Origin of the sequence: Yoonia sp. (assembly GCF_017854565.1) — a bacterium.
Lineage (GTDB): Bacteria > Pseudomonadota > Alphaproteobacteria > Rhodobacterales > Rhodobacteraceae > Yoonia.
In genome coordinates this window covers 1-26,659 of record NZ_JAFMHJ010000021.1, presented here as the reverse complement: position 1 = coordinate 26,659, position 26,659 = coordinate 1, and the positions used below count along the sequence as shown (strand labels likewise).

Annotated in this window: 28 protein-coding genes; 17 read left to right on the top strand and 11 right to left on the bottom strand. The window is 58.4% G+C overall.

The genetic code is table 11. From position 1 onward, the window contains the following. The first annotated feature begins 7 nt into the window (after positions 1–7). On the top strand, positions 8–511 hold the full coding sequence (locus QZ196_RS10060) for a flagellar basal body-associated FliL family protein (RefSeq protein WP_296426011.1): 504 nt from the start codon (positions 8–10) through the stop codon (positions 509–511). On the opposite strand, the gene QZ196_RS10055 is transcribed toward QZ196_RS10060, so the two are convergent. The 10 genes from QZ196_RS10055 to QZ196_RS10010 all read right to left on the bottom strand — a co-directional run bounded on the left by QZ196_RS10055 (position 499) and on the right by QZ196_RS10010 (position 10,226). Next, positions 499–894 (bottom strand): hypothetical protein, encoded by a 396-nt coding sequence (locus QZ196_RS10055; protein WP_296426010.1) that lies wholly within the window; start codon positions 892–894, stop codon positions 499–501. The genes QZ196_RS10060 and QZ196_RS10055 overlap by 13 nt on opposite strands. Then, a complete protein-coding gene (locus QZ196_RS10050) occupies positions 891–1,970 on the bottom strand; it encodes a flagellar type III secretion system protein FlhB (RefSeq protein WP_296426009.1) in 1,080 nt (359 codons plus the stop codon). Before QZ196_RS10050 ends, QZ196_RS10055 begins: the two co-directional genes overlap by 4 nt. After that, a complete protein-coding gene (locus QZ196_RS10045) occupies positions 1,967–2,749 on the bottom strand; it encodes a flagellar biosynthetic protein FliR (RefSeq protein ID WP_296426008.1) in 783 nt (260 codons plus the stop codon). The genes QZ196_RS10050 and QZ196_RS10045 overlap by 4 nt, the downstream gene beginning before the upstream one ends. Beyond that, complete coding sequence (gene flhA / locus QZ196_RS10040; protein WP_296426006.1) at positions 2,746–4,836, bottom strand: flagellar biosynthesis protein FlhA; 2,091 nt, start codon at positions 4,834–4,836, stop codon at positions 2,746–2,748. The genes QZ196_RS10045 and flhA overlap by 4 nt, the downstream gene beginning before the upstream one ends. Before the next feature lie 3 nt (positions 4,837–4,839). Beyond that, positions 4,840–5,463, bottom strand: coding sequence for a transglycosylase SLT domain-containing protein (locus QZ196_RS10035; RefSeq protein WP_296426004.1), 624 nt, complete (start codon positions 5,461–5,463; stop codon positions 4,840–4,842). Positions 5,464–5,592: 129 nt separating this feature from the next. Continuing rightward, positions 5,593–7,842 (bottom strand): hypothetical protein, encoded by a 2,250-nt coding sequence (locus QZ196_RS10030; RefSeq protein ID WP_296426002.1) that lies wholly within the window; start codon positions 7,840–7,842, stop codon positions 5,593–5,595. After that, on the bottom strand, positions 7,839–8,708 hold the full coding sequence (motA, locus tag QZ196_RS10025; RefSeq protein ID WP_296426000.1) for a flagellar motor stator protein MotA: 870 nt from the start codon (positions 8,706–8,708) through the stop codon (positions 7,839–7,841). Before motA ends, QZ196_RS10030 begins: the two co-directional genes overlap by 4 nt. Positions 8,709–8,794: 86 nt before the next feature. Further along, positions 8,795–9,367: a hypothetical protein gene (locus QZ196_RS10020; protein WP_296425998.1), complete on the bottom strand. Its 573-nt coding sequence runs from the start codon at positions 9,365–9,367 to the stop codon at positions 8,795–8,797. Continuing rightward, entirely contained in the window at positions 9,364–9,720 is a 357-nt protein-coding gene (locus QZ196_RS10015; RefSeq protein WP_296425996.1) for a hypothetical protein, read from the bottom strand. Before QZ196_RS10015 ends, QZ196_RS10020 begins: the two co-directional genes overlap by 4 nt. Before the next feature lie 11 nt (positions 9,721–9,731). Then, entirely contained in the window at positions 9,732–10,226 is a 495-nt protein-coding gene (locus QZ196_RS10010) for a flagellar basal body-associated FliL family protein (protein ID WP_296425994.1), read from the bottom strand. 121 nt (positions 10,227–10,347) lie between these two features. On the opposite strand from QZ196_RS10010, the gene fliF reads away from it, so the two are divergent. The 4 genes from fliF to fliP are packed head-to-tail and all read left to right on the top strand — an operon-like array spanning position 10,348 to position 13,514. Further along, positions 10,348–11,937: a flagellar basal-body MS-ring/collar protein FliF gene (fliF, locus tag QZ196_RS10005; RefSeq protein WP_296425991.1), complete on the top strand. Its 1,590-nt coding sequence runs from the start codon at positions 10,348–10,350 to the stop codon at positions 11,935–11,937. Beyond that, positions 11,938–12,498: a hypothetical protein gene (locus tag QZ196_RS10000; protein WP_296425989.1), complete on the top strand. Its 561-nt coding sequence runs from the start codon at positions 11,938–11,940 to the stop codon at positions 12,496–12,498. After that, positions 12,491–12,784: a FliM/FliN family flagellar motor C-terminal domain-containing protein gene (locus QZ196_RS09995; protein ID WP_296425986.1), complete on the top strand. Its 294-nt coding sequence runs from the start codon at positions 12,491–12,493 to the stop codon at positions 12,782–12,784. Before QZ196_RS10000 ends, QZ196_RS09995 begins: the two co-directional genes overlap by 8 nt. A gap of 1 nt (position 12,785) precedes the next feature. Further along, entirely contained in the window at positions 12,786–13,514 is a 729-nt protein-coding gene (fliP, locus tag QZ196_RS09990) for a flagellar type III secretion system pore protein FliP (protein WP_296425984.1), read from the top strand. A gap of 296 nt (positions 13,515–13,810) precedes the next feature. On the opposite strand, the gene QZ196_RS09985 is transcribed toward fliP, so the two are convergent. Then, on the bottom strand, positions 13,811–14,794 hold the full coding sequence (locus tag QZ196_RS09985; protein ID WP_296425983.1) for a LysR family transcriptional regulator: 984 nt from the start codon (positions 14,792–14,794) through the stop codon (positions 13,811–13,813). A gap of 141 nt (positions 14,795–14,935) precedes the next feature. On the opposite strand from QZ196_RS09985, the gene QZ196_RS09980 reads away from it, so the two are divergent. The 12 genes from QZ196_RS09980 (at position 14,936) to istA (ending at position 26,492) form a co-directional block, all read left to right on the top strand. Next, positions 14,936–15,712 (top strand): transporter substrate-binding domain-containing protein, encoded by a 777-nt coding sequence (locus QZ196_RS09980; protein WP_296425981.1) that lies wholly within the window; start codon positions 14,936–14,938, stop codon positions 15,710–15,712. A 143-nt stretch (positions 15,713–15,855) separates the two neighbouring features. Next, entirely contained in the window at positions 15,856–16,503 is a 648-nt protein-coding gene (locus tag QZ196_RS09975) for an amino acid ABC transporter permease (RefSeq protein WP_296425979.1), read from the top strand. A gap of 18 nt (positions 16,504–16,521) precedes the next feature. Then, on the top strand, positions 16,522–17,178 hold the full coding sequence (locus tag QZ196_RS09970; protein WP_296425977.1) for an amino acid ABC transporter permease: 657 nt from the start codon (positions 16,522–16,524) through the stop codon (positions 17,176–17,178). A gap of 16 nt (positions 17,179–17,194) precedes the next feature. Beyond that, positions 17,195–17,965: an amino acid ABC transporter ATP-binding protein gene (locus QZ196_RS09965; RefSeq protein WP_296425976.1), complete on the top strand. Its 771-nt coding sequence runs from the start codon at positions 17,195–17,197 to the stop codon at positions 17,963–17,965. Continuing rightward, positions 17,962–19,314: an aspartate aminotransferase family protein gene (locus QZ196_RS09960; RefSeq protein WP_296425975.1), complete on the top strand. Its 1,353-nt coding sequence runs from the start codon at positions 17,962–17,964 to the stop codon at positions 19,312–19,314. Before QZ196_RS09965 ends, QZ196_RS09960 begins: the two co-directional genes overlap by 4 nt. After that, positions 19,311–20,003, top strand: coding sequence for a CoA transferase subunit A (locus tag QZ196_RS09955; protein ID WP_296425973.1), 693 nt, complete (start codon positions 19,311–19,313; stop codon positions 20,001–20,003). The genes QZ196_RS09960 and QZ196_RS09955 overlap by 4 nt, the downstream gene beginning before the upstream one ends. Then, a complete protein-coding gene (locus QZ196_RS09950; protein WP_296425971.1) occupies positions 19,984–20,643 on the top strand; it encodes a 3-oxoacid CoA-transferase subunit B in 660 nt (219 codons plus the stop codon). The genes QZ196_RS09955 and QZ196_RS09950 overlap by 20 nt, the downstream gene beginning before the upstream one ends. Before the next feature lie 8 nt (positions 20,644–20,651). After that, the gene (locus QZ196_RS09945; RefSeq protein WP_296425969.1) at positions 20,652–21,944 is read left to right on the top strand and encodes an ArgE/DapE family deacylase; all 1,293 of its coding nucleotides are present in this window, start codon (positions 20,652–20,654) and stop codon (positions 21,942–21,944) included. Positions 21,945–21,947: 3 nt separating this feature from the next. Beyond that, positions 21,948–23,123 (top strand): acetyl-CoA C-acyltransferase, encoded by a 1,176-nt coding sequence (locus QZ196_RS09940; RefSeq protein ID WP_296425967.1) that lies wholly within the window; start codon positions 21,948–21,950, stop codon positions 23,121–23,123. Positions 23,124–23,133: 10 nt separating this feature from the next. After that, positions 23,134–24,291 carry an amidohydrolase gene (locus QZ196_RS09935; RefSeq protein WP_296425965.1) on the top strand — a complete coding sequence of 386 codons (1,158 nt, stop codon included), beginning with the start codon at positions 23,134–23,136 and terminating at the stop codon, positions 24,289–24,291. Further along, the gene (locus tag QZ196_RS09930) at positions 24,288–25,403 is read left to right on the top strand and encodes an alanine racemase (protein WP_296425963.1); all 1,116 of its coding nucleotides are present in this window, start codon (positions 24,288–24,290) and stop codon (positions 25,401–25,403) included. The genes QZ196_RS09935 and QZ196_RS09930 overlap by 4 nt, the downstream gene beginning before the upstream one ends. A gap of 255 nt (positions 25,404–25,658) precedes the next feature. Then, positions 25,659–26,492: an IS21 family transposase gene (istA, locus tag QZ196_RS09925; RefSeq protein WP_296425960.1), complete on the top strand. Its 834-nt coding sequence runs from the start codon at positions 25,659–25,661 to the stop codon at positions 26,490–26,492. Positions 26,493–26,659 lie beyond the last annotated feature (167 nt).

Sequence of the window (26,659 nt, the reverse complement as noted above, 5' to 3'; positions counted from 1 at the left end):
GCTACTTATGAAACGTCTGTTGCTGCCGCTTTTGCTGTTGTTGATTGGCATCGGGTCCGGGGTGGGCGCGGGGCTTTTTCTCAAGCCTGGGCCAAACGAAGACATGTTGGCCGAGGGCGATCCCTGCGGCGATCCCATTGCTACGGACGGCCATGTCACGGATGCAGAGGCGGTCGAAATCACACAAGAACGCGAATATGTGAAGCTCAATAATCAATTCGTCATTCCGGTCGTCAAAGATGGCGCCGTGGAAGCCTTGGTGGTCATGTCGCTTAATCTAGAGGTCACAATTGGCAGCCAGGCGGCGGTCTTCGCCGTAGAGCCCAAACTGCGTGACGCCTTTTTGCAGGTCATGTTCGATCATGCCAATATTGGGGGGTTTTCGGGGAACTTTACGAACGGAACAACAATGCGCGCGCTGCGAAACGAGCTGTTGCGCAATGCACGCCGTATCGCAGGCGTACAGGTCACCGATGTGTTGATCGTCGATATCGTGCGTCAGGATTCGTAGGCTTCGCGCCGCCTGCGACCCCGCATCTGTTTGGCAATCGCGTTGGCTTGCAGTGCTTGTGTGACCCGATCCCGCCCAAATGCCTTTTTCAGTTTCGCGCGGCTGCCTTCCTTCAGGGCAAGTACCTGTGCCAGCTCGGCGTTGATGATGGCGCGGCGTTGATCCACCCATTGATTCCACCGGATGTCGGCCCCAGCGACCAGCGCAGTATCGCCGGATTGGCGCGGCGCTTGCGCTTGGTTCTGCTTGCTCTCGATCAACTGTGCCAGATTCTGACGCAGCCGAGTCTCGCGCGCCAGAATACCGGCCATCTCCGCTTGGGCGGCGCGAAAATGCAGCGCGGCCAGCTCGGCCAGACCATCAAAGTCTTTCCTGCCGGTCATCGCTGGCGCGCCTTCTGCCGGATACTTTCGGCAAAGCGGATCGCCGCAGCCACGGCCCGGTAATGATCTGGCGAAATTTCGCCACCGATTTCAACACCGGCATGCAAGGCGCGTGCCGTAGGCGGGTCGGAATGCACGGGAACACCATGTTCATAAGCCAGTTCGCGGATCATGGCGGCGGTTTCATCCACGCCCTTGGCGACACAGATCGGCGCGGCACCCGCCATACGATCCCACTTCAGTGCGACGGCAAAATGCGTTGGATTCACGATCACCACGTCCGCCGTTGGCACATCGGCCAGCATTTTGTTCATTGCAAGGGCGACCCCTTTTTGGCGTCGCTGTTGCTTCATGATAGGGTCGCCCTCGGCCTGCTTCATCTCATCCATCAACTCTTTGCGGGTCATCCTGTTCTTGCGAATATGTTCCGCTCGCTGCCACAGGTAATCAATACCGCCCAAGACGACAGCGACCAGAAACACCAGCATCATCAGCGCCATCACCATGTGCCCCAGTTCAGCCACGATCAAGGCTGGTTCCAGATACATGGACCCGACAATGCGGCCCATCTGTGCGACCAGAAAAAACCCCATTATCACGCAATAAATAATCAATTTGGTCAGACTTTTGCCAAACTCGAACAGGCCTTGGCGCCCAAATTTGTTCTTCAGTCCCGACAGTGGCGATATGCGGTCCAGTTTTGGCTCTAATTTGCTGGGCGCGACAATGAACGCCTGTTGGGCAACGATACACAGAATAGCAAGAATGGCAGGCAACCCAAACCACGGCGCCACACCAAAGAAAACGTGCTGCAAAACTCCCGCCGACAGAGGCATTCCAGATCCTGCAAATGTCAGCCGTGCCAACGCGTCGGATTGGCCCAACAATACGCTCAACGCTGTGCCAAGGCCGATGAGTGCGGCGGGTCCCATCGTCAGCCCAACCAAAAGAAAGCCGCCATATGCCGCCGCCGTCGTCAGGTCGGCGGACCTTGCAATCTCGCCTTTGGCGCGGGCGTCATCCAGCTTTTTCTGACTCGGCTCAAACTGTTTTTCGCCCTCATCGTCGTCGCTCACGGTGATATCCCGAACGGTGCGGCCATGAAATCGCCAAACGCGGCCAGCCAAATCCCCAGCATGATGGGGGCGGTCAGCAGCAACAGAAAAAGGCCACCTGCCGTGATCGCGGGGGCGCCGACAAACGACACCATCAACTGTGGCATTGCGCGATTTATGACGCCTAGGACCACGTTATAGATCAGCGATGCAATCAAGAAAGGCGCGGCCAGCGTAAAACCCAATCCAAAGATGCGCCCGACTTCGGCCATACCCGCGCTTGCCATGACTTCCGGCCGCATCGCGACCCCAAATGGCACCATCACGTAGCTTTGAATCATATAGGCGGCGGCCTTGATATGTAGTCCCGAAATGGCCGCCAATGCCGTTCCTGCAACTACCAGAAGATGCCCGATGGCTGGTTGTGCATCAACGCCTGCCGAGCCACCAAATATCTGCGACAGCGATGTCGACTGTGCCGCGATCGAGCCTGCGATTTGCAGGGCCAAGACAAAGAAACGCAGAAAAATTCCAAAGAAAAGACCGGCCAGAACCTCGGGGGCCAGCAGGGCCATTGCCTGCAACGGCGCGTCGGGTAGCGGGCCGATTTCTGACGTTACGGTCGGCGCGACAACCAGCGTAAACATGACCGACAGCGCCAGCCGCACCCGGATTGGCACGACCTGATCCCCGAATGCAGGCAGGACGGCCATCATCGCGCTGATCCGCACGAAAACCGCAAAGCCCGTCCAAAGAACAGATTGCGACAGCGGCAAAAGCGGCAGTAGGTCAGCAATCATGCCGGAACCAAACCGACAAGAGCGGGGCGCGCATCAATTCCGATTTCCTCAAACGATAAGACGGGGTTCATGATGCCCTTGGCTGCCATGACCGTCCGCAAAAACCTGCGCCGCCTCATCGACGTGACGACCGCCGCATAGGCTCCCGACGCTGCGGCCTGCCCCAGTTTTTCGGCGATCCCGTCAGCCAGTTGGTTAAAGCTTTCCGGTGGCAGCGCCACGTCCCCGCCGCCACGGTCCGTCCGGATTTCATAGGTTGTGAATGTGTCTTCCCACTCTGGCGCTAACTGCACCAGTGGGATTGTCCCGTCTGGTCGGCGCATCTGTGCGACCAGTTGAAACCCCAGCCGTTGCCGCACATGTTCGGTGATCCCATCGACCGTCTGAAACAGTTGCCGTCCCTCCGCCGTCGCCTCAAGGATCAAGGGCAGATTGCGGATCGAAACGCGCTCTTCCAACAACAGCCGTAAAACGGATAGCAAAACATCGACCGGCACCTTGTCAGGCATCAGCTCGTCCAGCATCTTGCGGTTTGCCTCGGCCCGGGCCGGATCGCTGAGGTTGACCATTTCATCCAGCCGGCGGCGCAGCGCCTTGAGCGTCAGGAGCCGGGAAAAATTGCGTTTCACAATCTCGAGCAGATGCGTGGCCAGCACTTCTGTTGGCTGCACAGTTGTCAGCCCTGCCAACGCTGCGGCCTCTTGATTTTTTGCGTCGATCCAGCGGGCGGGCGCGCCGTAGACCGGTTCTTTTACCATCTCGCCGGGGATATCTGTCGACTCGCCATCATTCATCAGGGCCAGTACTTTATGCGCGTTTAGCTTGTCGCGTACCTGCTCGACGCCTTGGACATGCACAACATAGAAGCCCCGCGGCAGTGCCGCGTTATCGGTAAGCCGAATTTCGGGCAACACTACTCCAAACGAGGTGGCGACATGGTTGCGCATATTTGCGATCCGCGCGTCCAGCCCTGTTCCCGGATCAAGCACCATTTCAACAAGATCGGGCGCAAATTCGACATGAATGTCATCAAGGTCCAGCATGTCTCCCATTGATGATTTCCGCGGACCGTCATCTTTTGGTTGTGGCGCGGCTGCTGCGATCCGGGCTGCCTTTTGCGCCGAGGATGCAACGGCGTACGCGCATCCGCCAAGGGTGACGGCGCCGACCATGAACGGCAAAAATGGCAGCCCGGGCACGAGCGCGAAGAGACCCATCAGAATGCCAACTGTGGCCAGCGCCGCAGGATGACGGCCCAACTGTGCGACAAGCGCCAAGTCGGTGGCCCCGGTGGCCCCGCCACGCGCCAGTAAAAGGGCAGATGCAATAGAAATGACGACCGCGGGGATCTGCGACACCAGCCCATCACCAACGGTCAAAATTGCATAAGTTTCAAATGCTTGGCCGACCTGCATTCCATGCATCGTGATCCCGATGATCAGCCCCATGATCAGGTTCAGGGCCGTGATCAGCAAACCCGCGACGGCATCGCCCTTTACGAACTTCGACGCACCGTCCAACGAGCCAAAAAATGTTGTCTCGGCTTGTTCGCGTTCGCGCCTCGCCTTGGCCTCTTTGTGGTCGATAGCGCCGGCCGACATGTCGCTGTCGATTGCCAACTGTTTGCCGGGCATCGCATCCAATGCGAACCGCGCACCCACTTCAGCCATCCGCGTGGCGCCCTTGTTGATGACGACAAAGTTCACAATCAGCAGGACGCAGAAGACGACCACCCCAAGCAACACATTGCCGCCCATCACAAACATTGCGAATCCGGCGATAACTTCCCCTGCGGCGTCGGTGCCGGTATGTCCTTCGCCAATGATCAGTTTTGTCGACGATACGTTCAGCGATAACCGCAACATCAGTGACGCCAGCAGCACTGTTGGAAACGCCGAAAAATCAAGTGGACGGTCGATGAACAACGTGACCGTAAACATCAAGATAGCAAGGGCGAATGAAGCGGCCAAACCGATGTCCAGCACCCAGGCGGGCATCGGCAGAATCATCATGACAATCACCGCCATGAGAGCCAGGGCGAGCAGGATCGTGGGCTGGAATATGTCGCGTAGTGACAATCCGATCATGTCTTAGCCTCCCTCAAAAAAGGGGACAAGCGACCCCAAGGTAGTCTGCCCTGCGCCAGAACGGAGCAGTGGGAATGTGTTGATTCGGGTCGCAGCCGCCATCACGGGGGGTGACCCGTTTTGCGCTGCGACGTAGAAACGATCAAAGCGTTCCCGATAGCGCGCGGCATAAACCGGAGTGCGCGAATGATAGGCACCAGCCGCTGCAGACCAATCGCCAGTTTGCGCATATAGTTTCTGCAAAAACTGGGCTGCATATACGGCACCGGCGTCTGGGTCCAACATCTGATCAAGCGATGCAAAATGTTGGCCATGCCAGCGATAGTTGATCTGAAAGCACCCAACATCAAAAAGGGTCACGCCCCTGGCCACGCTGGCCTGAGCCAAGGTTAATGCAGCGCTTCGCGTTTCCAGCCATTGCCCATCGCCACGGATATTCAGCGTCCACGGCCACGGCTGTACCGTATCGCCGATCCTGCGGCCGCTTTCCGTTTGCGAGATTGCCAAAAGCACCGGGTAGGGTACGCCAGTTTCAGTCGCAGCGTGCTGTGCCGCCGCCAAGCATTGCTCTGATGCGCGTGCGCGAGCCTGGCCAGCCAAAATGACGGACAACACGAAAATAGCCACACCAATTCCGGCATGAGAGCTAGGCCACATTGGCATTCTGCCATGCATGAAATCGCGCACCTTTTTGCTGTCCTGCTTCCAGACGCTATGTTCGACAGGTTGAGAATTCGTAAGTTTTCACCCGATACATCAAAATTGTTCCGGCGCGCCGAACCGCGTCAGCAAGTCATCCAGAACCGCACGCGATTCGGCCGATTGATCCAAAAGGGCCCGACCGTTCGCCAATGGCGTTTCAGGGTCCAATTGGGCGACCTCTTGACCAAGCACGACAGACGAGGCCGCCTGCAAAAGTTGATCTTCGGATTCCGCTAAGTTGCGCCAGACGCCGCGCCGCCAAAGGCTCTGCTCCGTGTCGACCCCAGCGGATGTATCGGCAACGACCGCGTCGCCAGATAGCGCATCATTGGCAATTCGGCGCAGTGCCGTGGCGCGGTCGCTGTCAATTGCCACAAGTGCTGCTCTGACAAGATCAGGTGCACCGATCGACAGTGCAATTTCCGCGCGCAAGTATGATCGTTCTGTTGCCGCATCTCCAGCTACGCTGTCAGCGATCACAATACCCGCCCGATCCGGGAACCCCAGGTCCAACAGCCGCCGCGCCAGTGCGTTTTCAGTCTCTGGTGCCATCTGGTCTGGCAGCGCGCTAAACGCAAACTCTAGAAATGGTGCATTCTGCATTCTCGCGACCGCTGCATGTGCAAGTTCAGTCGATAGGGCCAGATGCCGTTCTGCCCCTATTGCGCCTGCTTCCTCATGCAATAGCGCACTGGCCGCCGTAAACCGATCCCCGGCAAGATAGCCGCGTATTTGGGCCATAGCGAGATCAACTGCAACGGGCAGTTGCCCGTTCTCAAATCGAAGGGCATCGGCAAGTAGAAAATCTTCATCGCGGATCAGCAGGCCGCTCTTCACGGCTTCGACGAAAAGCTCTGTCATGGCTTCGGGCGTAATGCGTGCATCGGTACTCGCGATTTCGGCCAAATCCGCCATGGCAATCTCCGGCTCACCCAGCGCCCGCGTCAATGCGGTTTCCGCAAGTTCGGCGTCAATCGGGGGGGGGGTCGCCCCCCCTACGGCTGCCAGCGCTTGCGACGCGCCATCATTGTCGCCAATAGCGATGAACTTTTCGGCCAGCCGTGGCCCCAGATGAGACTGTAAACCGAACGGCAACGCCTTGAATGCATTAAGTACGGCAGATCGGTCCATCTGTGCGTCCAGTGCCCCATCGCCTGATGCAAGGATAGCCCACAATGCAGCAGGCGTGGCGCAGCTGACCTGTTGTGCAAATAATCCAGATTCCCAGGGGTCCCCATCCACAATCTGCCCTATTGCGGCAAGATAGCGCCGCTCCTGCGAGTTGATTCCGTCAAGCTTTAGCACTTGCAGCGCCTCTCGCCCGAACCCAAAAAACACGAATGTACGGGCGAGGTTGGTCACGGCGGCCTCCTCCGTATGATCGAATTCGCCGGTCAAACGGGCTCGCGCAGCACTGAGTTGCGCCGCAAACGGTTGCTCGTCACCCCAACTGCCAACGTCAAAATATGCGCTGGGCAAACAGGTGGCACCTTCTTGTGTCACGTTAATGGCCGGGTCATCGGGAATGGCCGCGCGGTCAACACTAGTTGAGGCCCGGACCCCCGGCGCGAGCGCGCCGTCAACACCAAGAGCATCGCGCAAGGCGTCATCCAACGGCACCACGGCATCACCGAGAGGCAGATCTGTCTCCAGTAAGCCCTGGCTCAGTCCACGGGCCATACTTTCTGTTACAGCTCGCTCCAGCGCATTCAAGTCCTCGTCCAAACTCAGTGGTGTAGACGCTTCGGGCTCGGTTTTTGCCACCATTGGTGTCGTAGCAATATCGCCTGCCCCAGGCGCCGCAGTGGGAATAATTCCAGAGTCTGGCAGAATAAGCGGCAAGAGTTGATTGCGGGGGACCACATAGGTGTTTTCCTTAGCGAGCTTGGCAGAACGAGCCGGTTCAATTCGCGGGCCAGCCAGAATTTCAAACGGCGAACCTGCATCCGGCGCTCCATCGCGAATATCGACGACCAAAGTGTCCGGACGATAGAGAAAAGCATCAGCACTACATTCGCAACTGACGGCCAAGCTCAGCTCGCCCGAATCAATACTCTGCGAGACATTCGTAATCCGATCACGTGGAATGATGTTAAAAAAACGGCGGGTATCGTATCCGTCTTCGACTGGCAGACGCAGCAGATACCCGTCTTCACCGCGCGCAAGTTGCCAGTCCGCACCCACAGGAATGGTCAGAACAACACGGGTGAACTGCGCATGTTCTCCCGTGCGGATTTGCACAGGTTCAGCCCATAGAGCCCCCGCTGACCACAGATAGGCAAACAGACATGCGATTGCTCTCATGCCGCATCCTGTTTGGTTGCCTTCAGCGCATCTTCCATCTGGGAAAAGCTCGGGCGGTAGTGGCCGGGCATGTTCTGGCGCCCGACCTCAATACAGATATTGGGCGCATGTGCGTGTAGATTGGCGACAAGGACCTCGCGGATCAATTGATGAAAATGCGCATCTTCTTCTATGACCGCTTTTACCTTGACCGAAAACGGGCCGACCAGACCATAGGCCAAAAATACGCCAAGGAACGTCCCAACCAAGGCGCCGCCAATCAGTTTTCCCAATACCTCGGGCGGCTGGTCGATCGAAGCCATCGTCTTGATCACCCCCAAGACCGCCGCAACAATTCCCAATGCGGGCAAGCCATCTGCAATGCTTTGCAGCGCGTGAGTCGAATGCATTTTGTGATGCAGCGTTGCCTCAATCCGCTTTTCTAGAATCTCTTCGACCTGATGCGGGTCGTCATAGTTCATGGAGGCGGACCGTAGCGTATCGCAGATCAGGGCAATCGCTTCACCGTCGCCGAGAATTTTGGGATATTTGCCGAAAATCGTTGATGTATCGGGTGCCTCAATATGGCTTTCCAGCGCGACGGGATTCGTGCGCGCGATACGGATCAATTCAAACAGCATACACAAGAGATCCCGATAGTCCTGTGCTTGCCATTTCGGCCCCTTGAACACCTTGCCGACATCTTTGACGGTGTGCTTGATCGCAGGCATGTCATTGCTGATCACAAACGCACCAACCGCGGCACCCCCGATCATGATCATCTCAAACGGCAAGGACTTCAGGATAATCCCCATTTTGCCGCCAGCCGCCAAGTAGCCGCCGAAAACCATCACAAAGATGATCACGATACCAATAATACCAACCATTCAGTGATGTTCCTTATTCAACCGAAGCCTGGTCTGGGGCTTCCACCGTGATCATTACACTGAAGGTATTAATGATGTCTCAGCGGCTACTGTGTTGGTGTGTTTGCGTTGCGTCCCGCCAGAACGACACTGAACGAATATGCCGTTGCCGGCTCTAATTCCGTCATGATCAAAGCAACTGAATCGGGGCGCATCATGCCCAAAAACCCGGCAGCAAATTGTGGCGGCATCTCTTCAAAAAGCGCGGCGGCTTCTTTTGGTTTCATGTTTTCATAGACCGCAGTCAACTGCCCCAGATCTGTCGCGGCCGCAGTATCTGCCAGCGCGATCGTCGCGCGGAGCGATGTCTCAGCCGCGCGCAGTGCTTCCAATTTTTCGGTTATTTCAACCTCGGCAACATGCATGGCTTGCATTCGGTCACGCACTTGCGCTTCGCGCTCGGCCAAGCGGGCTTCGCGCGCCTGAAATGCGGCCAAAAGCGCATTGGTCTCTGTTTCGACTACAGGCGTGGCGGTGACGGCCATTGTTTCTTCTTGCCTGCCATTGGCAAGCGCGGGACCCGCATGCGCGCTGACGCGGACAATGGCCGAAGCAATCAGAAGCCCGCCGATGACATGCAGCGTGCCGCGGCCGGCACGCCGTCTGATCTTTGCTGTCATTGGTGGCCCTCCGGGCCGTTTGGCCTGCGCACAAAGAACGGATTTTCGCTTGGTTTCGGTATCGCCGGATCTGGCAAATCGTGCAAAGACGCCACCAGCAACTCCAACCGTCGCGCGGCGGCTTCTGCCCGTGCGCTGACGTCGTCCAGAGAATCAACCGAAGACTTCGCGGTCGTCTGTGCCCGCGTCAGTGTCTTGGTCAAATCGTCGACCTGTGCAGACAAAACAGCCACCGCACCACCCACACCCTTTTCAAGATCGGTAAAACGACGCAGTCGGCGCGATAACACATGACAATAAAGCCCTGCACCCAGCGCCCCTGCCACAAGCAAAATATCCGCAATCATAGCCATCTATCTTTCCCTCAACTTAGCACGAATTCCATGATCAGAATGTCTCTGATCCGGCCCTCGCCCGCGACGACTTGAACCCGGCGCAGCATCTGACCTCGTAGCCGCACGAGCGCCGTCGGATCTTCCAACTCCGCAAGGTTTACCGCGCGCAAATAGCCGTTCAGCACATCAACGATACGTGGCTTTATCGCCTCAACTTCCGCCACAAAAGCGAGCGGGACTTCAAGTTGTGCTGCGAATCGCAAATGGTCACGTCCCGCTCTGCCGGGCAGTGAGACAATCAAAGGGTCAATAGCGACGAATGCGACCGTCAGCTCCTGCGGTATGGCTGAATTCTCGGCATGATCAGCGCCTTTGCGATGCGCGTCAGATCCGCCCAATAACCCCGTCTGCACAGCAAAAAACCCGCCGCCGCCGCCGACAAGCGCCAGCACCAGACCAATGATCAGCGGCATCTTCGACCCCTTCTTTGGGGTATTGTCGGGCGCGTCTGCTTCGGCAGTCATCCAGTATCCTGTCAGAACTTCTTTGGAACACTTCATAAGCCGACAAGCCCTAACCGATTGTTAAGGCTCATCGTGCAGACAGGCTTCATTAGGCAGAACGCCAATGTGATGGAGAACCAGTTTGCAAAGCCTCAGCACCGTGTGGTCTGCACTTGACGCCCGGCGTCGAATAATCGTCATCGTGGCAGCGGTGGCTGTTTTTGCCGCTGTGCTAAGCCTTGCCCGGGGCGCAGGGACAAAAGACATGTCGTTGCTTTTCGGCGGATTGGAGGCCCGCGCCGCTGGTGATGTGCTCACGACACTGGATCAGCGCGGTGTGCCTTACGAAGTGCGCGGCACCGCGATTTATGTGCCGACCACGCAACGCGACAATCTGCGTATGACTTTGGCAAGCGAGGGGCTGCCCGCTATGGGAAGCCAAGGCTACGAACTGCTGGATTCACTCTCTGGATTCAGCACAACCTCACAGATGTTTGACGCGGCCTATTGGCGCGCAAAAGAAGGGGAATTAGCGCGCACTATTTTGGCCAGCCCGCACATCCGCTCGGCGCGGGTACATATCTCAACGCCGTCGACGCGCCCGTTTCAGCGCAATCAGGTCCAGACGGCGGCTGTCACGGTGATCACGGCGGGCGGCGCCCTGTCCGGGCCACACGTCAAGGCGCTGCAATATCTTGTCGGCTCCGCTGTGGCTGGGCTGTCACCAGATTTGGTCGCAGTGATAGACGGTGATGGCGGGCTGATGTCTGACGCGGACGGCAACGCCAATATGCCCGGCGGTGAAGAACGGGCAGATGCGCTCCGCCAACGGGCAGAACGTCTTTTGGCCGCCCGCGTCGGGGCCGGAAATGCGGTTGTCGAAATCTCTGTTGATACCGTCACCGAAACCGAATCCATCACCGAACGACGGGTGGACCCCGGCAGCAGGGTCGCGATCAGCACTGATGTTACCGAAACCGCAGGCACGTCGTCGGACAGCGGGGGGGGCGATGTCACCGTCGCATCAAACCTGCCCAGTGGGGATGCGGGCGGCGCGGGTGGTGCATCCAGTAATGAAAATACCGAAAGCCGGTCCCTGACCAATTACGAAGTTTCCGAGACCGAGCGTCAGTTGCTGCGCGCGCCCGGTGCCGTGCGTCGGTTGACCGTTGCCGTTTTGGTTAACGACGTGACGACCGTAGCCGCCGACGGCACCGTCACAACAGCACCGCGTAGCGACGAAGAGCTGGCGAGCCTGCAAGAACTGGTTTCATCCGCCGTTGGTATTGATCAGGCGCGCGGCGATGTGATCACCCTCAGATCGATGGCGTTTGAGCCGATAGCGTCGCTTGGCACAGAGGTCAGCAGCCCCGCAGCAAGCCTGCCGCTGGACACGATGCAATTAATCCAGATTGCGGTTCTGGCGGTTGTATCCCTGATCCTGGGATTGTTTGTGGTGCGTCCAATTCTGGCACCGATCCGGCTTCTTGCCGCACCGCAAACCGTCGAGGCGTTGCCCGACTATGGTGTCGTTGTTCCGCCGATGACGATGGCGATCAATGACAACAGTATGAATGATTTTATGTCCGGCGACATGGGAATGCTGGGCATGGGGGGCCGCGGCGATGATGCCGTCTCGCGCCTGCGTCGCATGATTGCGGATCGCGAAACGGAAACGATTCAAATTCTCCAAGACTGGATCGAGGATCCGGCACCACAGGAGCGCGCATAAATGTCCCACAGCCTTTCACTCGAGTCCTTCGAAGAAATAGTGTCTGATCGCAGCGGCCCCAGCGCTGATTTCAATGACGGCTACGCAGAAGGCATCGCTGCCGGTCGGGCCGCCGCCCAAGCTGATGCTGTGGCGTTGACCGAAGCCTTTGTGCAATCCATCGCCGACATTGATTTTACCTATGCCGAGGCACGCAGTCAGCTGCTCCAATCGCTTGGCCCGCTGTTTCAGACCTTGTGCAAAAAAATCCTGCCGCATTGCGTCGCAACCGGCTTCGCAGGCCAGCTTGCTGATCAATTGCTGCATGCCGCTGCGGCTGATGCTGCTGGGCCAATCAAAATTCACGTCCACCCTGATCAAAGAAACGCGGTTGAGGCGGCGACGAAAACTCTGCCCACGCAGTTGCGCGTGCTGACCGACCCGGCACTCACGCTTCACGCGGCTTGGATTCAGCAAGGCACCAATGAAACGCTTCTGGATGCCGACAGCCTGTTATCCCACATCAACGCCGCTCTGGCCGCTATTTCCAACACAGAACACAGGACAAACGCTCATGGATGACACCTCCGCAAACCGCGACACTGCTGGCGATGGCCACCCGCTGCACCGGATTCCAATCGAAATATCGGTTTGCGTCGGCAAAGCACGTCCCTTGGTGCGTGACCTGCTTAGCCTTGGCGAAAATGCGGTCCTCCCCCTCGATAAACGGATCGAAGACCCGGTCGAACTTTACGTGGGTGACCGCCTGATCGCGCGTGGCGAACTTCAGGAATTGGAAGGGGGTGAGCCGGGCCAGCTCGCTGTGCGCCTGACAGAGGTGGCGTCCGACACGGGCGATCTGACCTAAGATGCCCAGGTTTTGGTGCATTGCCACTCTGGCCCTGCTGCTCGTGGCGGGGCCAGCCATGGCGCAAGATGTCGCGATCACCCTTGGCGATGATGGTTCGCTTGCCACACGGTCGGTCCAATTACTCGTTCTGATCACCGTGCTCAGCCTTGTGCCGGGCATCGCAATCATGGTGACCTGTTTTCCCTTCATTGTGACCGTTTTCGCAATTCTGCGGCAGGCCATCGGATTACAGCAATCTCCGCCCAATATGCTGATCGTCAGCTTGGCGTTGTTTCTGACCTATTTCGTGATGGAACCAGTTTTTATCGAAGCATGGAATGGCGGCATCGACCCGCTCATGAACGGCACGATGGAGCTGGAAGAGGCTTTTATGCGCACGATGGACCCCTTGCGCACCTTTATGGCGGCCCGTATCCAAGACGATACATTTGCAGCGCTGGCCGAATTGCGCCCAGACCTCGACCCGCAAACTCCGTTAATTGACGCCCCGCTTTCCGTACTCGTTCCGTCCTTTCTGCTCAGTGAGATGGAGCGCGCGTTTCAGGTGGGTTTCTTGATCTTTCTTCCGTTCCTGATCATTGATCTTGTCGTCGCTGCCGTCCTGATGTCGATGGGTATGATGATGGTGCCGCCAGCCATCGTGTCGCTGCCCTTCAAACTGGCGTTCTTTGTTGTGGCCGATGGATGGGGGCTGATCGCCTCCAGCCTTGTGAAAAGCTACAGCTAGGTGATCATGTGCAAACGCTGAGTGTTCATGGCCACAATGATGGCACCTTTACGATCAATGGTACGACAGCAACGGCATCCGAGGTCGGGCAATCCCCCGAAAGTGAGCGAGCGGATAAGTAGAATTTTCTCGGCATCGTGCATGAGGGGATATTGTTCGACTTTGCTCCTTCCGCAAAGACGTGGGGACAATCGTCATAGTAAATCCCAATGAAACCTTGGCCCGCAGCTTGGTCAAGCACCCTCTCCCAGATGTCTGTGTTCGCTTGTTCCAAGAGCCCATTTTGTCGCAGAAATCTAGATATGGCGATTTCGAAACGGCTGATTTCCATACGTTCGTTCTGCGATGCCGAAGGATGACATGTCAGTTTTGATCGCCAGCAGAAAAGCGGCCTCGGCCTCGGAATACCGCCGCGCGGAGTTGCTTATCAGGTAGATGCTGACCTGCGGAAGGTCTTCATAGGGCGGCAGCTGTCGGATACGTCCTGCGGCGACGTCTTGTTCGGCCACATGCAGCGGCAAGGCTCCGATCCCGATGTTCGACATGATCAAACGCCGGATTTCGTTCAGACTTGAGGAGACCCCGCGCCAGTTGCGCGAAAAGTTCAACCGGGACCGCAATATCGAAATCGCCTCGAGCGGCCCGCCTTCGGCTTCGGTCTGGAAGGCGACGAACGGCTCGCCTTCCAAGTCCTCTTGCGTGATGTTTTCCGCGGTGAACAAGCGGTGTCGCGCCCCGCAGAACAGCCCGAAGTATTCCTTGTAGAGCACCATGGTTTCGAGCGTCTCGGGCAGTCGCGACAGCAGGCAAATCCCGAAACTGGACCGGTTCAGTACAACCAACTTTTCGACCTCGTCGCTCTCGTGAACTGAAAAGGAATACGTGACGCTCGGATGCGCGGTTGAAAAACGATGCAGGAAATCGTCGAAGTGTTCGGAAATGACCGAGCTGGTGATCGCAATCGAAAGATGGCCGCGCAGTTCGGCGTTGTCTTCGTGCAGGATGGCCGGAAGTTGGGACACACACCCGAAGATCGTGGCGCATTCCGTGTAAAGGACTTGACCGGCGCGGGTGACGGTAAATTCGTTCGGTTTGCGGATGATAAGCGTCTTGCCGACCGTCTGTTCCAGACGTTTCAGGGCAGACGAAATCGTCGGCTGTTTCAGGCCGAGAAAGGCGGCTGCCTTTGATATGCCGTGCTGTTCGACGACGACCATGAAGGTGCGAAGCAAATTCCAGTCTAGATTCCAGGGAAAACGGTTGCGGTGCGGCAGGGTCATAGATCTTATCTATATTGATGATGTGTGATATCTATTTGCTCAATGACGGATGTCATGCAAGTGTTTTGTTCAGAGCGGGCGCAATCCGCCGATTTTCCAAGGTGCAATACCTGCATCGAATGAACCAACATGGAGATGAACATGACATTACGCCGTACGATCCTGAAGTCGGTCATTGTTGCTGCGGGCCTCGCGGTCGCCGGGCTGAACGCCGCCGCAGCAGATGAACTGGAAACCCTCAAGGAAAAGGGCGTGATCCGCATTGCGATGTCGGGTGCCTACCCGCCCTTCAACTTTGTGAACGATCAGAACGAAGTTGTCGGGTTCGACGCTGCCGTTGGCGCTGAAATCGCCCGCCGCATGGGCCTCGAAGCAGAGATCGTCACCACTGCGTGGGATGGGATCATCGGTGGCCTGTTGGCCAACAAATTCGACGCGATCGTTGGCTCGATGACCATCACGGCCGAACGTGACGAAGTCGTCGATTTTGTCGGCCCCTACTATTCGGACAAGCGCGCCATCTTTACCAAACCAGGCTCGGGCATCAGCAGCCTTGAGGATCTGGAAGGTAAGCGCGTGGGCTTGACCCTGGGCGAAACCCACGAGGATTGGGCGCGTGCGCGGGGCTACGACATCAATACCTACAAAGGCCTGCCCGAACTTCTGCTAGAGCTGGAAAATGGCCGTGTCGACGCCATCGTGAACGATTCAATCGCCGCTATTCTGGCGATGACCGCAAAGGGACAGGAATTCGAGATGTTCGCTGATCCGACGACTGAACCATTCGGCGCGGGAATCGCGATTCGCGAAGGCAATCCCGAACTGGCCGCGGAAATGCAGGCGGCACTTGATTCCATGATGGATGATGGCACCTACCTGCAACTTGCTGAAGAGTGGGTTGGCGCGGATATCCGTTAAATCCAAACTTGCCTCCGCCACATTTCGTGGTGGGGGTATCTGTTCTTGATGCGGCCTATTGAAAACCTCTGACGTGTAAAGAGGCCGCCGACAGGCTTGGGCGATGCGCCCGTTTTCGCGCGATCAGCAAAAAGGGGCGTGACATGGACATTGACCTGATGCTCAAGGTCTATCCGTTCTTTCTCGAGGCGGCCTGGGTGACGATCTTGCTGTCGGTTCTGACGGCGCTGATTGGGCTCACCTGCGGGGCGCTCGGGGCGGCGGCGCGGTTGTCGCGCTTTGCGTTGCTGCGCTTCGTGGGTGCAGCCTATGTCAGCTTGTTTCGCGGCACCCCGGCGCTGATCCAGTTGTTCATTCTTTACTTCGGCGGGCCACAGATTGGCATCCAACTGGACGCGTTCGAGGCGGGCGTCATCGGCCTGGGGATCAACGCCGGGGCCTACATGACCGAAACAATCCGCGGCGCGATCATCTCGATCGACAAGGGCCAGCGTGAAGCTGCCCGCACACTGGGGCTGAGCGCGTGGCAAGCGGTGTACAGGATCATATTGCCGCAGGCGGCGCGGCTCATGGTGCGCCCACTTGGTGTGAACCTGAATATGCTGATCAAGGCGACCGCATTGGTGGCCGCGATTTCGGTCATTGAACTGACCTATACGGCGCAGCGCTATATCGGCTCGACCTACAAGCCGTTCGAAATGTTCCTGCTGGCGGGGATTCTTTACATGATCATCATCTACGTGACCGGCCGGGGCGTCGCCTGGCTGGACCGCAAAGTGCAGATCAACTGAACCGGAAGGACTAACACAATGGGCCTCGATTTTTCGGTTGTTCCCCAATACCTTGATATCCTCCTGCTGGGCTGTGCATGGACGATAGGCATCACTCTTGCTGCGGCGGTGCTCAGCTTTTTCGGTGGTATCATGTTCGCTGTGGCGGCACTTTACGGGCCGTGGATCATTCGGCTGCCGTTTCGCCTGATCGCATGGGTGTTCATGGGCACGCCGCTGCTGTTGCAGCTATTCTTGATCTATTTCGGCCTCGTCCAGATCGGGATCGACCTGCCGGCTTTCGTAGCCGGGATCATTGGGTTGGGGCTGCATTTCGCAGTCTATAACTCGGAACTGATCCAGACGGCGATCCTGTCGGTGGACAAGGGCCAGATGGAGGCCGCCCGGACCGTCGGCCTGTCGCGTGGTCAGGCGCTGCGCAAGGTGGTGATCCCGCAGGCGGTGCGTGCCGTGATCCCGCCCATCGGTAATAATATGATTGCTCTTCTCAAAGACAGCGCGCTGGTCTCGGTGATCGGAGTAAGTGAGCTGACCCTCTCGGCACAGCGGGCAATAGGCGCGACCTATAGGCCGTTCGAGTTCTACCTCATGGCCGCCGCTTTCTACTACGTTATCAACCTCGGCATGGAATGGGTCGTGTGGAGAATAGAACGCCGCATCTCAATCTCGCGCTGATCTTAAGGGGCCAAATATGAACGATCAGAAAAACTTTGTCGAAATTCGTCATGCTCAGAAATCCTACGGATCACTCGAGGTTCTCAAGGATATCAGTCTGACTGTAGAGCGCGGGCAGATTGTCGCGATCATTGGTCCTTCCGGATCCGGTAAATCAACCCTGCTACGCGCGATCAACGATCTTGATCCCTTGACGGGGGGCGAAATCTTTCTGGACGGGGTGCAGGTGAACAAGACGCTGCCGCACAGGCAATATGAAAAGCATATCAACGAGATGCGCCAGCAGATCGGCATGGTGTTCCAGCACTTCAACCTGTTCCCGCACATGACCGCCCGCGAAAATGTCACCATGGCGCCGAAGATGCTCAAAGGTCTGTCCAAAGAACAGGCCGATGCGCTGGCCGAGGAACAGCTGGAGAAGGTCGGCATGCTCGACCGGATCGACTATTACCCTTCGCGGCTGTCCGGCGGCCAGAAACAGCGCGTGGCGATTGCTCGGGCGCTGGCGATGAAGCCCAAGCTGATGCTGTTCGACGAGGCGACTTCGGCGCTGGACCCGGAACTTGTGGACGAGGTCAACATGGTCATGAAAAAGCTGGCCGAAGAGCACATGACCATGATCATCGTCACCCATGAAATGGACTTTGCCGCAGCGGTCTGTGACCGGGTCCTGTTCATGGATCAGGGCGTGGTTGTCGAAGAAGGTCCGCCCGAGGTGGTGTTCAGGAACCCGACCAAGGACCGGACCAAGGAATTCTTACGTAAACATCTTGCAGGTGCCAAGTGACAGACCAACCCTCCTATCTGTTCTATCAGTCCCGAAATCCGCGCCCATTCCTTGACCGCGGAGAGGGCATCTACCTGTTCGACGAGAGCGGCAAACGCTACATTGATGGGTCTTCCGGGGCGATGGTGTCGAATATCGGCCATTCCAATCCGCGCGTTCTCGCCAAGATCAAGGCCCAGATGGACAAGGCCACATTCGGCTACCGCCTGCATTTCCGCACCCATCCGTCCGAAGATCTGGCCGCCAAGACCGTGGCGATGACACCCGAAGGGTTGGACCGCGTGTTCTTTGTCTCGGGTGGGTCCGAGGCGGTGGAAAGTGCCATAAAGCTTGCACGGCAATATGCCCTGACACAGGGTCAGGCTTCACGTTACAAGGTCATTTCCCGCTTTCCATCCTATCATGGCTGCACTTTGGGCGCGCTGGACCTGACCGGCTACGCCCCATTGCACGAACCATTTGCCCCGATGATGCAGGGGATGCCCAAGATTGCCGCGCCTGCGACCTATCTGGATCGGGACAACCTGACCGAGGAAGAGCGCGGGCTGAAATATGCAGAGCTCTTGCGCGACAAGATAGAGGAGTTGGGGCCGGAAACCGTATTGGCCTTCATCATGGAGCCTGTCGGCGGCGCCTCCACCGGGGCATTGGTCGCGCCGGACAGTTACTATGGTCGTGTGCGCGAAATCTGCGACGCATACGGTGTGCTGTTGATCTACGACGAGGTCATGACCGGTGCGGGCCGCACGGGCAAATTTCTTGCCGCTGAACACTGGGGCATCACGCCCGATATCGTGGCCATGTCCAAGGGCTTTGGCGCGGGTTACGCGCCTTTGGGCGCCATCGTCGCCAGCGCGCGCTTGGTAGAGCCGGTTCTGGATGCGGGCGGGTTTCTGCATGGCTTTACTTATGCGGGCAATCCTCTGGCCTGTTCTGCCGGACTGGCCGTGCTGGAGGAAATGGAAGATCAGGGCCTGATCGAAAATGCCGCGCGCATGGGCGAGGTGTTGATGGCCGAATTGCGCGCATTGATGGACCGATACCCTTTCATAGGTGATGTCCGTGGCAAGGGCCTTTTGACGGCGTTCGAGTTTGTCGCCGACCGCGCCACAATGGCACCGCTCGATCCCAAGCTGAACGCCTACGATCGGCTTGTCGAACTGGCGTATACGCGCGGCTTGATCATCTATTCGCGTCGCACGCGGGGTGGGACGGCAGGTGACCATTTCCTTGTCGCGCCGCCGCTGATCATCACCGAAGTGCAGATCAAAGATATGATGGTGATCCTGCGTGACGCTCTGGATGCCTTTGCCGATGAAGTTGGATTGCCGGTTGGGCCTGCGGTATGAAACTGCCTGACAAACGACGCGCCATTCACGATGCGATTGCCGAAATCAAGGATGGCGATACCGTCATGATTGGTGGGTTCGGGGTGCCGGGCACGCCCATGACGCTTATCCATGCTCTGGTGGACCATGGTGCCCGCAACCTGACCCTGATCAAGAACGATGCGAACGAGCCCGGCATGGGCATTGATCATCTTTTGCAAAGCGGACAGGTCGCACGCCTGATTACCACGCACCTTGGTCTGAACTGCAATGCGATTGCTTTGATGAATTCAGGCAAGCTTGCGGTGGAATTCAATGCGCAGGGTATTCTTGCCGAACGCATCCGGGCCGGTGGCGCTGGTATCGGTGCGATTCTCAGCGACATCGGGATCGGAACGGAACTGGCCGATGGCAAACAGGTTGTTGAAATGCAAGGCAAAGTCTACGTGGTCGAGCCGGCCTTGCGCGCCGATGTGGCCCTGATCCATGCTGATCGCGCCGACAGTTTTGGCAATCTGGCCTATGTTGCGACCGCGCGAAACTTTAACCCCTTGATGGCAACGGCCGCCGATTGCGTCATTGCCGAAGCCGAGCGGGTTCTGCCGCTTGGGCAGCTCCGTGCGGATGATGTCCACACTCCCGGTGTATTTGTCGACCACCTAACCGAGCTGGGTGAACTGTCAAAGGAGTATGCCGTTGTCCGACGTTAGGGATCGCATGGTCGCCCGTGCCGCACGGGAAATTGCACCGGGTATGGTGGTCAATTTGGGAATTGGCCTGCCGACAAAGGTGGTCAACCACCTGCCTGCGGATTTCCCCGTGTGCTTGCATACAGAGAACGGCCTGACGGGTATCGGCCCGACCTTGCCCCCGGAAAAGGCTGACCGGAACCTGATTGATGCCGGTGGCGCTTATGTCTCCACAATTCCGGGGTCGGCCTTTTTTGATAGCGCCACCAGTTTTGCCATCGTCCGCTCCGGTCGGCTTGACCTGACGATGCTTGGGGCTTTCGAGGTCAGTGCCGCAGGCGATCTGGCCAATTGGAGAATCCCCGGAAAATTCAGCCCCGGCGTCGGCGGTGGAATCGAGCTTGCGCAAAAGGCGCGGCGGGTCGTTGTTCTTACCACCCATACGGACCGTGCAGGAAACGCCAAGCTGAAGCAGGAATGTTCCCTGCCGCTGACAGCCCGCGCTTGCGTGTCGCGGATATTCACCGACATGGCCGTGATCGACATCACCGCGGTCGGGTTTGTCCTTGTTGAAATCGCAGAAGGCGTCAGCGCCGCCGACGTGGTTGCAGCAACCGACGCGCCGCTGGTGGTGCCTGATATGCCCCTGCCTACATTCTGAGAATTCTGATGCATGAAGACCTGAAAAACCGCCTGTGTGACGCTGTCGATCAAAAGTTTGAACGGCAGGTCGCTTTTCTGTCCGCGCTTACAGCACACCCGTCGACCCGTGGAAACGAGCAATCGGCACAAGGGTTCATGGCTGATGAACTGGGCGCGCGGGGATACGAGCTTGACCGCTGGCAGATAGATATTGCCGAAATCCAGCATTTGCCGGGTTTTTCGCCAGTGCTGGGTCCTTATGACGACGCGGTGAATGTCGTCGGCATCCATCGGTCCCGCACGCAAAATGGTCGATCGCTGATCCTGAACGGGCATATCGACGTCGTTCCCGCCGGGCCGCTGGACATGTGGGACAGCCCGCCGTTTGAACCGCGGGTCGCAGATGGCTGGCTTTATGGGCGCGGCGGCGGGGATATGAAGGCCGGTCTGGCATCGAACCTCTTTGCACTTGATGCGCTCACCACTTGCGGGCTTGCTCCGGGTGGCGATGTCTATTTCCAATCCGTGGTCGAGGAAGAATGTACCGGCAATGGCGCGCTTGCCTGTCTGGCGCGCGGCTACACCGCCGACGCCGCGCTGATCCCAGAGCCGTTTTCCGAACACCTTGTCACCGCCCAATTGGGTGTCATCTGGTTTCAGGTTCACCTCACGGGGCTGCCGACCCACGTTGCCTATGCCGGGACCGGGGCAAACGCGATCGAGGCGGCCTTTCCGCTGATCCACGCCTTGCATAAGATGGAGCATCGCTGGAACGCGTCGGAAAACCGCCCCGACGAATACGGGCACATGGACCACGCGCTGAACCTCAACATCGGCAAGATCGAGGGGGGCGACTGGACCAGTTCCGTCCCTGCATGGAGCGTGTTCGACGTCCGCATGGCGATCTTCCCGGGTCAGTCGATTGACGCCGCCAAGGCCGAAATCGAACAGGTGATCATGGATGCGGCGCGCGAAAACGCGTTCCTGCGCAATTCACTGCCCGAGGTCGTCTATCATGGTTTTCACGCAGAAGGATACGCACTGTCCCGCGACAGTTCCGCGAACGCGGCTTCGGCCATTGCGGCGCTGGATATGGCGCACCAAAGCGTCAGTGGAACGGCCTTGCAGCGCGAGGCGATAACAGCCACCACCGATGCGCGCTTTTTCGGGCTTTATGCGGACACACCGGCACTGGTCTATGGTCCGCGCGCCCAAGCGATTCACGGGTTCAACGAACGTGTCGATCTGGAAAGCATGCGTCGCATTACCAAGGCAACTGCACTGTTCATCGCCGATTGGTGCGGCACAGAAGAGGTATAAGTCATGCGCGATGCCGTCATAGTTTCAACCGCCCGCACACCGATCGGCAAAGCCTACCGCGGGGCGTTCAACAACCTGGAGGTTTCCAGCCTTGCAGCCCATGCGGTAAACGCGGCACTGGCGCGCGCCGGGCTAAGCGGCGGCGAGGTGGAAGAAGCCGTTTTCGGCTCGGCCCTGACCCAAGGGTCCGCTGGTATCAACGTGGCCCGGCATATCGTTCAGGCTGCGGGCCTGCCCGACAGTGTGGCAGGCGCGACAGTCGATCGTCAGTGTGCGTCGGGCCTTAACGCGATTGCCATCGCATCGCACATGGTGCGCTGTGAAGGTGTCGATGTCACTTTGGCCGGGGGTGTGGACAGCATTTCGCTGGTGCAGAACGCGCATTGGAACAGCTACCGCTACCATGACCCATCTGTGCGCGACGAATATTACCTCGCCATGCTCGACACCGCCGAGGTGGTCGCGCAGCGGTACGGCGTCACCCGCGCAGCCCAGGATGCCTATGCCCTGCAAAGTCAGATGCGCACAGCCAAAGCGCAGGAAGCCGGGCTGTTCGCGGATGAAATCGTCCCGGTTGAGGCGATCAAGCTGGTGACCGACAAGGCCACCGGTGAAACCTTTGAGGAAGCGGTGCGCCTTGAACGGGACGAATGCAACCGCCCCGGCACGACCGCCGACGCGCTGTCAGGCCTTGCCGCGGTGAAAGGCGAAGGCATGACCGTCACGGCAGGCAATGCCAGTCAGTTGTCCGACGGTGCCGCTGCCCTGATCATCATGGAAGCCGCAGAGGCGGAGCGTCGCGGGCTTGCGCCGCTTGGGGCGTTACGTGGCTTTGCCGTGGCCGGGGTCGCACCCGCAGAAATGGGCATTGGCCCGGTGCGGGCCATCCCACGTCTGCTGGCCCGTGCTGGCCTGTCCGTGAACGACATCGACCTGTGGGAAATCAACGAGGCGTTCGCGGCCCAGCTTCTCTGTTGCCGCGATAAATTGTCGATCCCTGATGCGCGCTTGAACGTGAACGGCGGCGCCATTTCCATTGGCCACCCCTATGGCATGTCCGGTGCGCGCATGGCCGGGCATATCCTGCTGGAAGGACGCCGCCGAGGCGCGAAATGGGGCGTCGTTTCCATGTGCGTTGGTGGCGGCCAAGGTGCCGCCGGATTGTTCGAAGTGTTCTGAAGGTATGACCATGCAAACCCTCGCCCCCGACCAACTTGCGCAATTGACGGCGCTGCGTCATGACCTGCACCGCTATCCCGAAGCCTCTGGCGAAGAAATCGCAACAGCCCAGCGTATCAGCGCCGAGCTGGAGGCGCTTGGCACCGACCGGATCTGGCAAGGGTTGGGTGGGCACGGCGTTGCGGCTGAATTCACGGGTGCCGCCCCCGGTCCAACCATATTGCTGCGGTGTGAGCTTGACGGGCTGCCAATCCGCGAACTGTCCGACCTGCCGTATAAATCCCTGATCGAAGGCAAGGGGCACCTTTGCGGCCATGACGGCCATATGGTGTCGATGCTGGGCGTCGGAATGCGGCTGAAGATGCGGCCAGCAACAGGCCGCGTGATCCTGTTGTTCCAACCCGCCGAGGAAACCGGCGCCGGGGCAAAGGCGGTTGTCGAAGATGGCAGATGGCCGGAAATCCGCCCGGACTACGCGTTCGCCTACCACAATGTGCCCGGTCGGCCCTTGGGGGAAATTGGCCTGCGGTCCGGGCCCGGCAATTGTGCGTCGCGCGGCATGCAGATCCTGTTCGAGGGTAAAAGCTCGCACGCTGCCGCACCAGAGGACGGATTGTCGCCCGCGCCTGTGATGGCCAAGCTGATGACCTCTCTGCCGGGCTTGGGCGGCGGCAAGATTGGAGACGATGCCTTTGCACTATCCACGCTGACCCATGCCAATCTGGGCGAACCCACCTTTGGTATCGCGCCGGCAGACGGTGAGCTGCGGGTGACCCTGCGGACCATGTCGAACGCGCGCATGGACTCCTTGATCGCTGATGCACTGGCCGAGGTGGAACGCAGCAAGGGCGCGCTTAGGGTGGGCGTCCAGTGGCACGACATATTCCCGTCCGTGGTCAACGATGCTGATGCAACGGCCATCGCACGGGACGTCGCACGGAAACTGGGGCATGCAATCAACGAAATGCCGCTGCCGATGCGCTGGTCCGAGGATTTCGGGCGCATCGGAGATGACGGGACCAAAGCCACCATGCTTTACATCGGGTCCGGTGAAACTCAGCCCCAGCTGCACAATCCCGACTATGATTTCCCCGATGCACTGCTGCCCATCGTGATCGACCAATTCTGTGGAATCGTCGAAAGCCTGTTGGGCCCGCTCGGATCATGACCCCAGACAGCTACCCCGGCTCCTGGTGTGAAATTCATCTTGATCGGATTTCCCGAAACCTGACGTTGGCGCTGGGACTTGTCCCCCCGGGGCGCAGGCTCTGCGCGGTGCTCAAGGCCGATGCCTACGGCCACGGGATTGCGCAGGTCGTGCCCTTGATGCAGGCACAGGGCGTCACTTGTATCGGCATCACCTCGAATGCAGAGGCTTGTGCAGTGCGCGATGCGGGGTTTGACGGCAGCTTGATTCGCGTACGCGCTGCCACGCCGGACGAAATCGAAAACGCATTGGAAGCACAGGTAGAAGAACAAGTCAGCTCGCTAGTCATAGCCGAAAAATTGAAGGCGCTCAAAGCTGCGGGCCATACCGTGCGTGCCCATCTGGCCTTGAATGCCTTTGGCATGTCGCGCGACGGGCTCGAGATTTCGACAGATAACGGGCAGTCGACCTGCCGATCTATCTTGAATTTGCTGGCCAATGATATCGTGGGCATCTGCACCCACTTCCCATGCAATACCCCTGAAAACCTGCGTTCCAGCGCACACCTGTTTCAGGAACAGGTATCTTGGATCATCGAAAACAGTGCGCTGGAACGGTCAGATATTCTGGTTCATGCGGGCAGTTCACTGACGTTGGTGTCAGACGAACCGATTGAGACCGATATGTATCGGTGCGGTGCGATCTTTTATGGTATCCTGAAGCCCGAACTGGGGTTTCAGACCACGATGAGTTTGAAGGCGCGCGTGGTCAGCGTTGGGGATTATCCAAAGGGTGCATCGGTCGGCTATGACCGGGCGTGCCGTCTGGACAAGGACCGGAAGCTGGCGTGCCTTTCGATTGGCTATGCAAACGGGTTTCGACGGGGCGCTGACCCTGATGCTGCCGTCGTGCTTGGCGGCTGTCTTGCTCCGGTCTTGGGCAAGGTCTCCATGAACACGCTGACGGTCGACGTTACCGATGTTGACGGCATCCAGATCGGGGACGAGGCCACCGTGTTCGGTGGCATTGCAGACACCAAAGCGTCGCTCACTGCGACCGAACAGTATTTTTGCACGATCATGGCCGATCTCTACGCCGATTGGGGAATGCGCAATGCGCGTATTTTTGGCTGATCAGCCGCGATTTGGCCCAAGGTATCCATCCTGCGGCCATTCAGGCGCGAAACGCTTTTGATTGAGAAAGGTCAACAACGGTGCCTTCCAGATGGGCAAGACTGCGTTTTGCACATGCCAAGCCCTCGGAAATTTCCCAATGAAAACGCGCCTAAGTTGAATATTCCACGGCATGTGGCCACCCTTTTGAGCAGAACCTGCGAGGCGATCTAACCCTGCGTATTCTGCGTCCTTTTCAGGATGCAGGAGAGCGAGATGGAAAGATTGCCAATGCGCAAGATCAAGGATGTTTTACGACTACGCGCGTCGGGGTATTCGACGCGTAAGACTGCACAGAGTCTGGGGTTGGGTCGGAGTTCTGCGCGGAATTATATTCAGCGTGCTGCCCAGGCGGGCCTCTCATGGCCAGATGTTCAGAACCTTGATGAGGGTGCTCTTGAACGGAAGCTTTTCCACCAAGTGGCGGGCGCGCAGGCTGATCCGTTCGGGGAACCGGACTGGTCGGAAATCTACCGGGAGTTGAAGCGCTCTGGCGTGACCCTGCGCCTTCTTTGGGAAGAATATCGCGCGTGTCACCCTGATGACGGGTATGGGTATTCCGCCTATTGCCAGCATTACCGCGCGTGGGTGAAGCGGTTGTCACCGCCCACGCGCCAGCGCCATGTTGCGGGCGAGATGGTGTTCGTCGATTATTCCGGGGTGCGCATGGAGGTGGCGGATCCCGCCACTGGCACGCGTCGACCCGTTGAGCTGTTCGTTGCGGTGTTGGGCGCGTCGAATTACACCTATGCCGAAGCCAGTTGGCGCCAGACGCTGCCGGACTGGATCGGTGCCCATGTTCGCGCATTCGAATTCTTCGGAGGCGCACCGGCCTTGATCGTCTCGGACAATCTAAAATCCGCCGTCGTGCGCGCATGTTTCCATGAGCCAGGCGTCAACCGCAGCTACACCGACCTGGCACGCCATTATCAAACGGCCATCCTCCCGGCGCGTCCTTACAAACCGAAGGCAGAAGGCGCGGTGCTGTTGGTTCAGCGCTGGATTGTCGCGCGGCTGCGCAATCGGGTTTTTTCTCACTGGAGGAGTTGAACGCGGCCATTCGCGAAGAGCTGACACGGCTGAATGCCCGCGTCAGCCGTCACCTTGGCGCCTCCCGCCAGCAGCTCTTCGAGCAGTTTGACAAACTCGCCCTGATCCCGCTTCCTCCGACACGCCAGGTTCATGCCGATTGGCAAAAGGTCACCGTTGGCGCAGAT

What these genes read in the sequence shown, in the direction of transcription:
- QZ196_RS10060 (WP_296426011.1), top strand. Translation starts at nt 8, where the DNA reads ATGAAACGTCTGTTGCTGCCGCTTTTGCTGTTGTTGATTGGCATCGGG.
- QZ196_RS10055 (WP_296426010.1), bottom strand. Translation starts at nt 894, where the DNA reads ATGACCGGCAGGAAAGACTTTGATGGTCTGGCCGAGCTGGCCGCGCTG.
- QZ196_RS10045 (WP_296426008.1), bottom strand. Translation starts at nt 2,749, where the DNA reads ATGATTGCTGACCTACTGCCGCTTTTGCCGCTGTCGCAATCTGTTCTT.
- flhA (WP_296426006.1), bottom strand. Translation starts at nt 4,836, where the DNA reads ATGATCGGATTGTCACTACGCGACATATTCCAGCCCACGATCCTGCTC.
- QZ196_RS10030 (WP_296426002.1), bottom strand. Translation starts at nt 7,842, where the DNA reads ATGAGAGCAATCGCATGTCTGTTTGCCTATCTGTGGTCAGCGGGGGCT.
- motA (WP_296426000.1), bottom strand. Translation starts at nt 8,708, where the DNA reads ATGGTTGGTATTATTGGTATCGTGATCATCTTTGTGATGGTTTTCGGC.
- QZ196_RS10020 (WP_296425998.1), bottom strand. Translation starts at nt 9,367, where the DNA reads ATGACAGCAAAGATCAGACGGCGTGCCGGCCGCGGCACGCTGCATGTC.
- QZ196_RS10015 (WP_296425996.1), bottom strand. Translation starts at nt 9,720, where the DNA reads ATGGCTATGATTGCGGATATTTTGCTTGTGGCAGGGGCGCTGGGTGCA.
- QZ196_RS10010 (WP_296425994.1), bottom strand. Translation starts at nt 10,226, where the DNA reads ATGACTGCCGAAGCAGACGCGCCCGACAATACCCCAAAGAAGGGGTCG.
- QZ196_RS10000 (WP_296425989.1), top strand. Translation starts at nt 11,938, where the DNA reads ATGTCCCACAGCCTTTCACTCGAGTCCTTCGAAGAAATAGTGTCTGAT.
- QZ196_RS09995 (WP_296425986.1), top strand. Translation starts at nt 12,491, where the DNA reads ATGGATGACACCTCCGCAAACCGCGACACTGCTGGCGATGGCCACCCG.
- fliP (WP_296425984.1), top strand. Translation starts at nt 12,786, where the DNA reads ATGCCCAGGTTTTGGTGCATTGCCACTCTGGCCCTGCTGCTCGTGGCG.
- QZ196_RS09985 (WP_296425983.1), bottom strand. Translation starts at nt 14,794, where the DNA reads ATGACCCTGCCGCACCGCAACCGTTTTCCCTGGAATCTAGACTGGAAT.
- QZ196_RS09980 (WP_296425981.1), top strand. Translation starts at nt 14,936, where the DNA reads ATGACATTACGCCGTACGATCCTGAAGTCGGTCATTGTTGCTGCGGGC.
- QZ196_RS09975 (WP_296425979.1), top strand. Translation starts at nt 15,856, where the DNA reads ATGGACATTGACCTGATGCTCAAGGTCTATCCGTTCTTTCTCGAGGCG.
- QZ196_RS09970 (WP_296425977.1), top strand. Translation starts at nt 16,522, where the DNA reads ATGGGCCTCGATTTTTCGGTTGTTCCCCAATACCTTGATATCCTCCTG.
- QZ196_RS09965 (WP_296425976.1), top strand. Translation starts at nt 17,195, where the DNA reads ATGAACGATCAGAAAAACTTTGTCGAAATTCGTCATGCTCAGAAATCC.
- QZ196_RS09955 (WP_296425973.1), top strand. Translation starts at nt 19,311, where the DNA reads ATGAAACTGCCTGACAAACGACGCGCCATTCACGATGCGATTGCCGAA.
- QZ196_RS09950 (WP_296425971.1), top strand. Translation starts at nt 19,984, where the DNA reads ATGCCGTTGTCCGACGTTAGGGATCGCATGGTCGCCCGTGCCGCACGG.
- QZ196_RS09945 (WP_296425969.1), top strand. Translation starts at nt 20,652, where the DNA reads ATGCATGAAGACCTGAAAAACCGCCTGTGTGACGCTGTCGATCAAAAG.
- QZ196_RS09940 (WP_296425967.1), top strand. Translation starts at nt 21,948, where the DNA reads ATGCGCGATGCCGTCATAGTTTCAACCGCCCGCACACCGATCGGCAAA.
- QZ196_RS09935 (WP_296425965.1), top strand. Translation starts at nt 23,134, where the DNA reads ATGCAAACCCTCGCCCCCGACCAACTTGCGCAATTGACGGCGCTGCGT.
- QZ196_RS09930 (WP_296425963.1), top strand. Translation starts at nt 24,288, where the DNA reads ATGACCCCAGACAGCTACCCCGGCTCCTGGTGTGAAATTCATCTTGAT.
- istA (WP_296425960.1), top strand. Translation starts at nt 25,659, where the DNA reads ATGGAAAGATTGCCAATGCGCAAGATCAAGGATGTTTTACGACTACGC.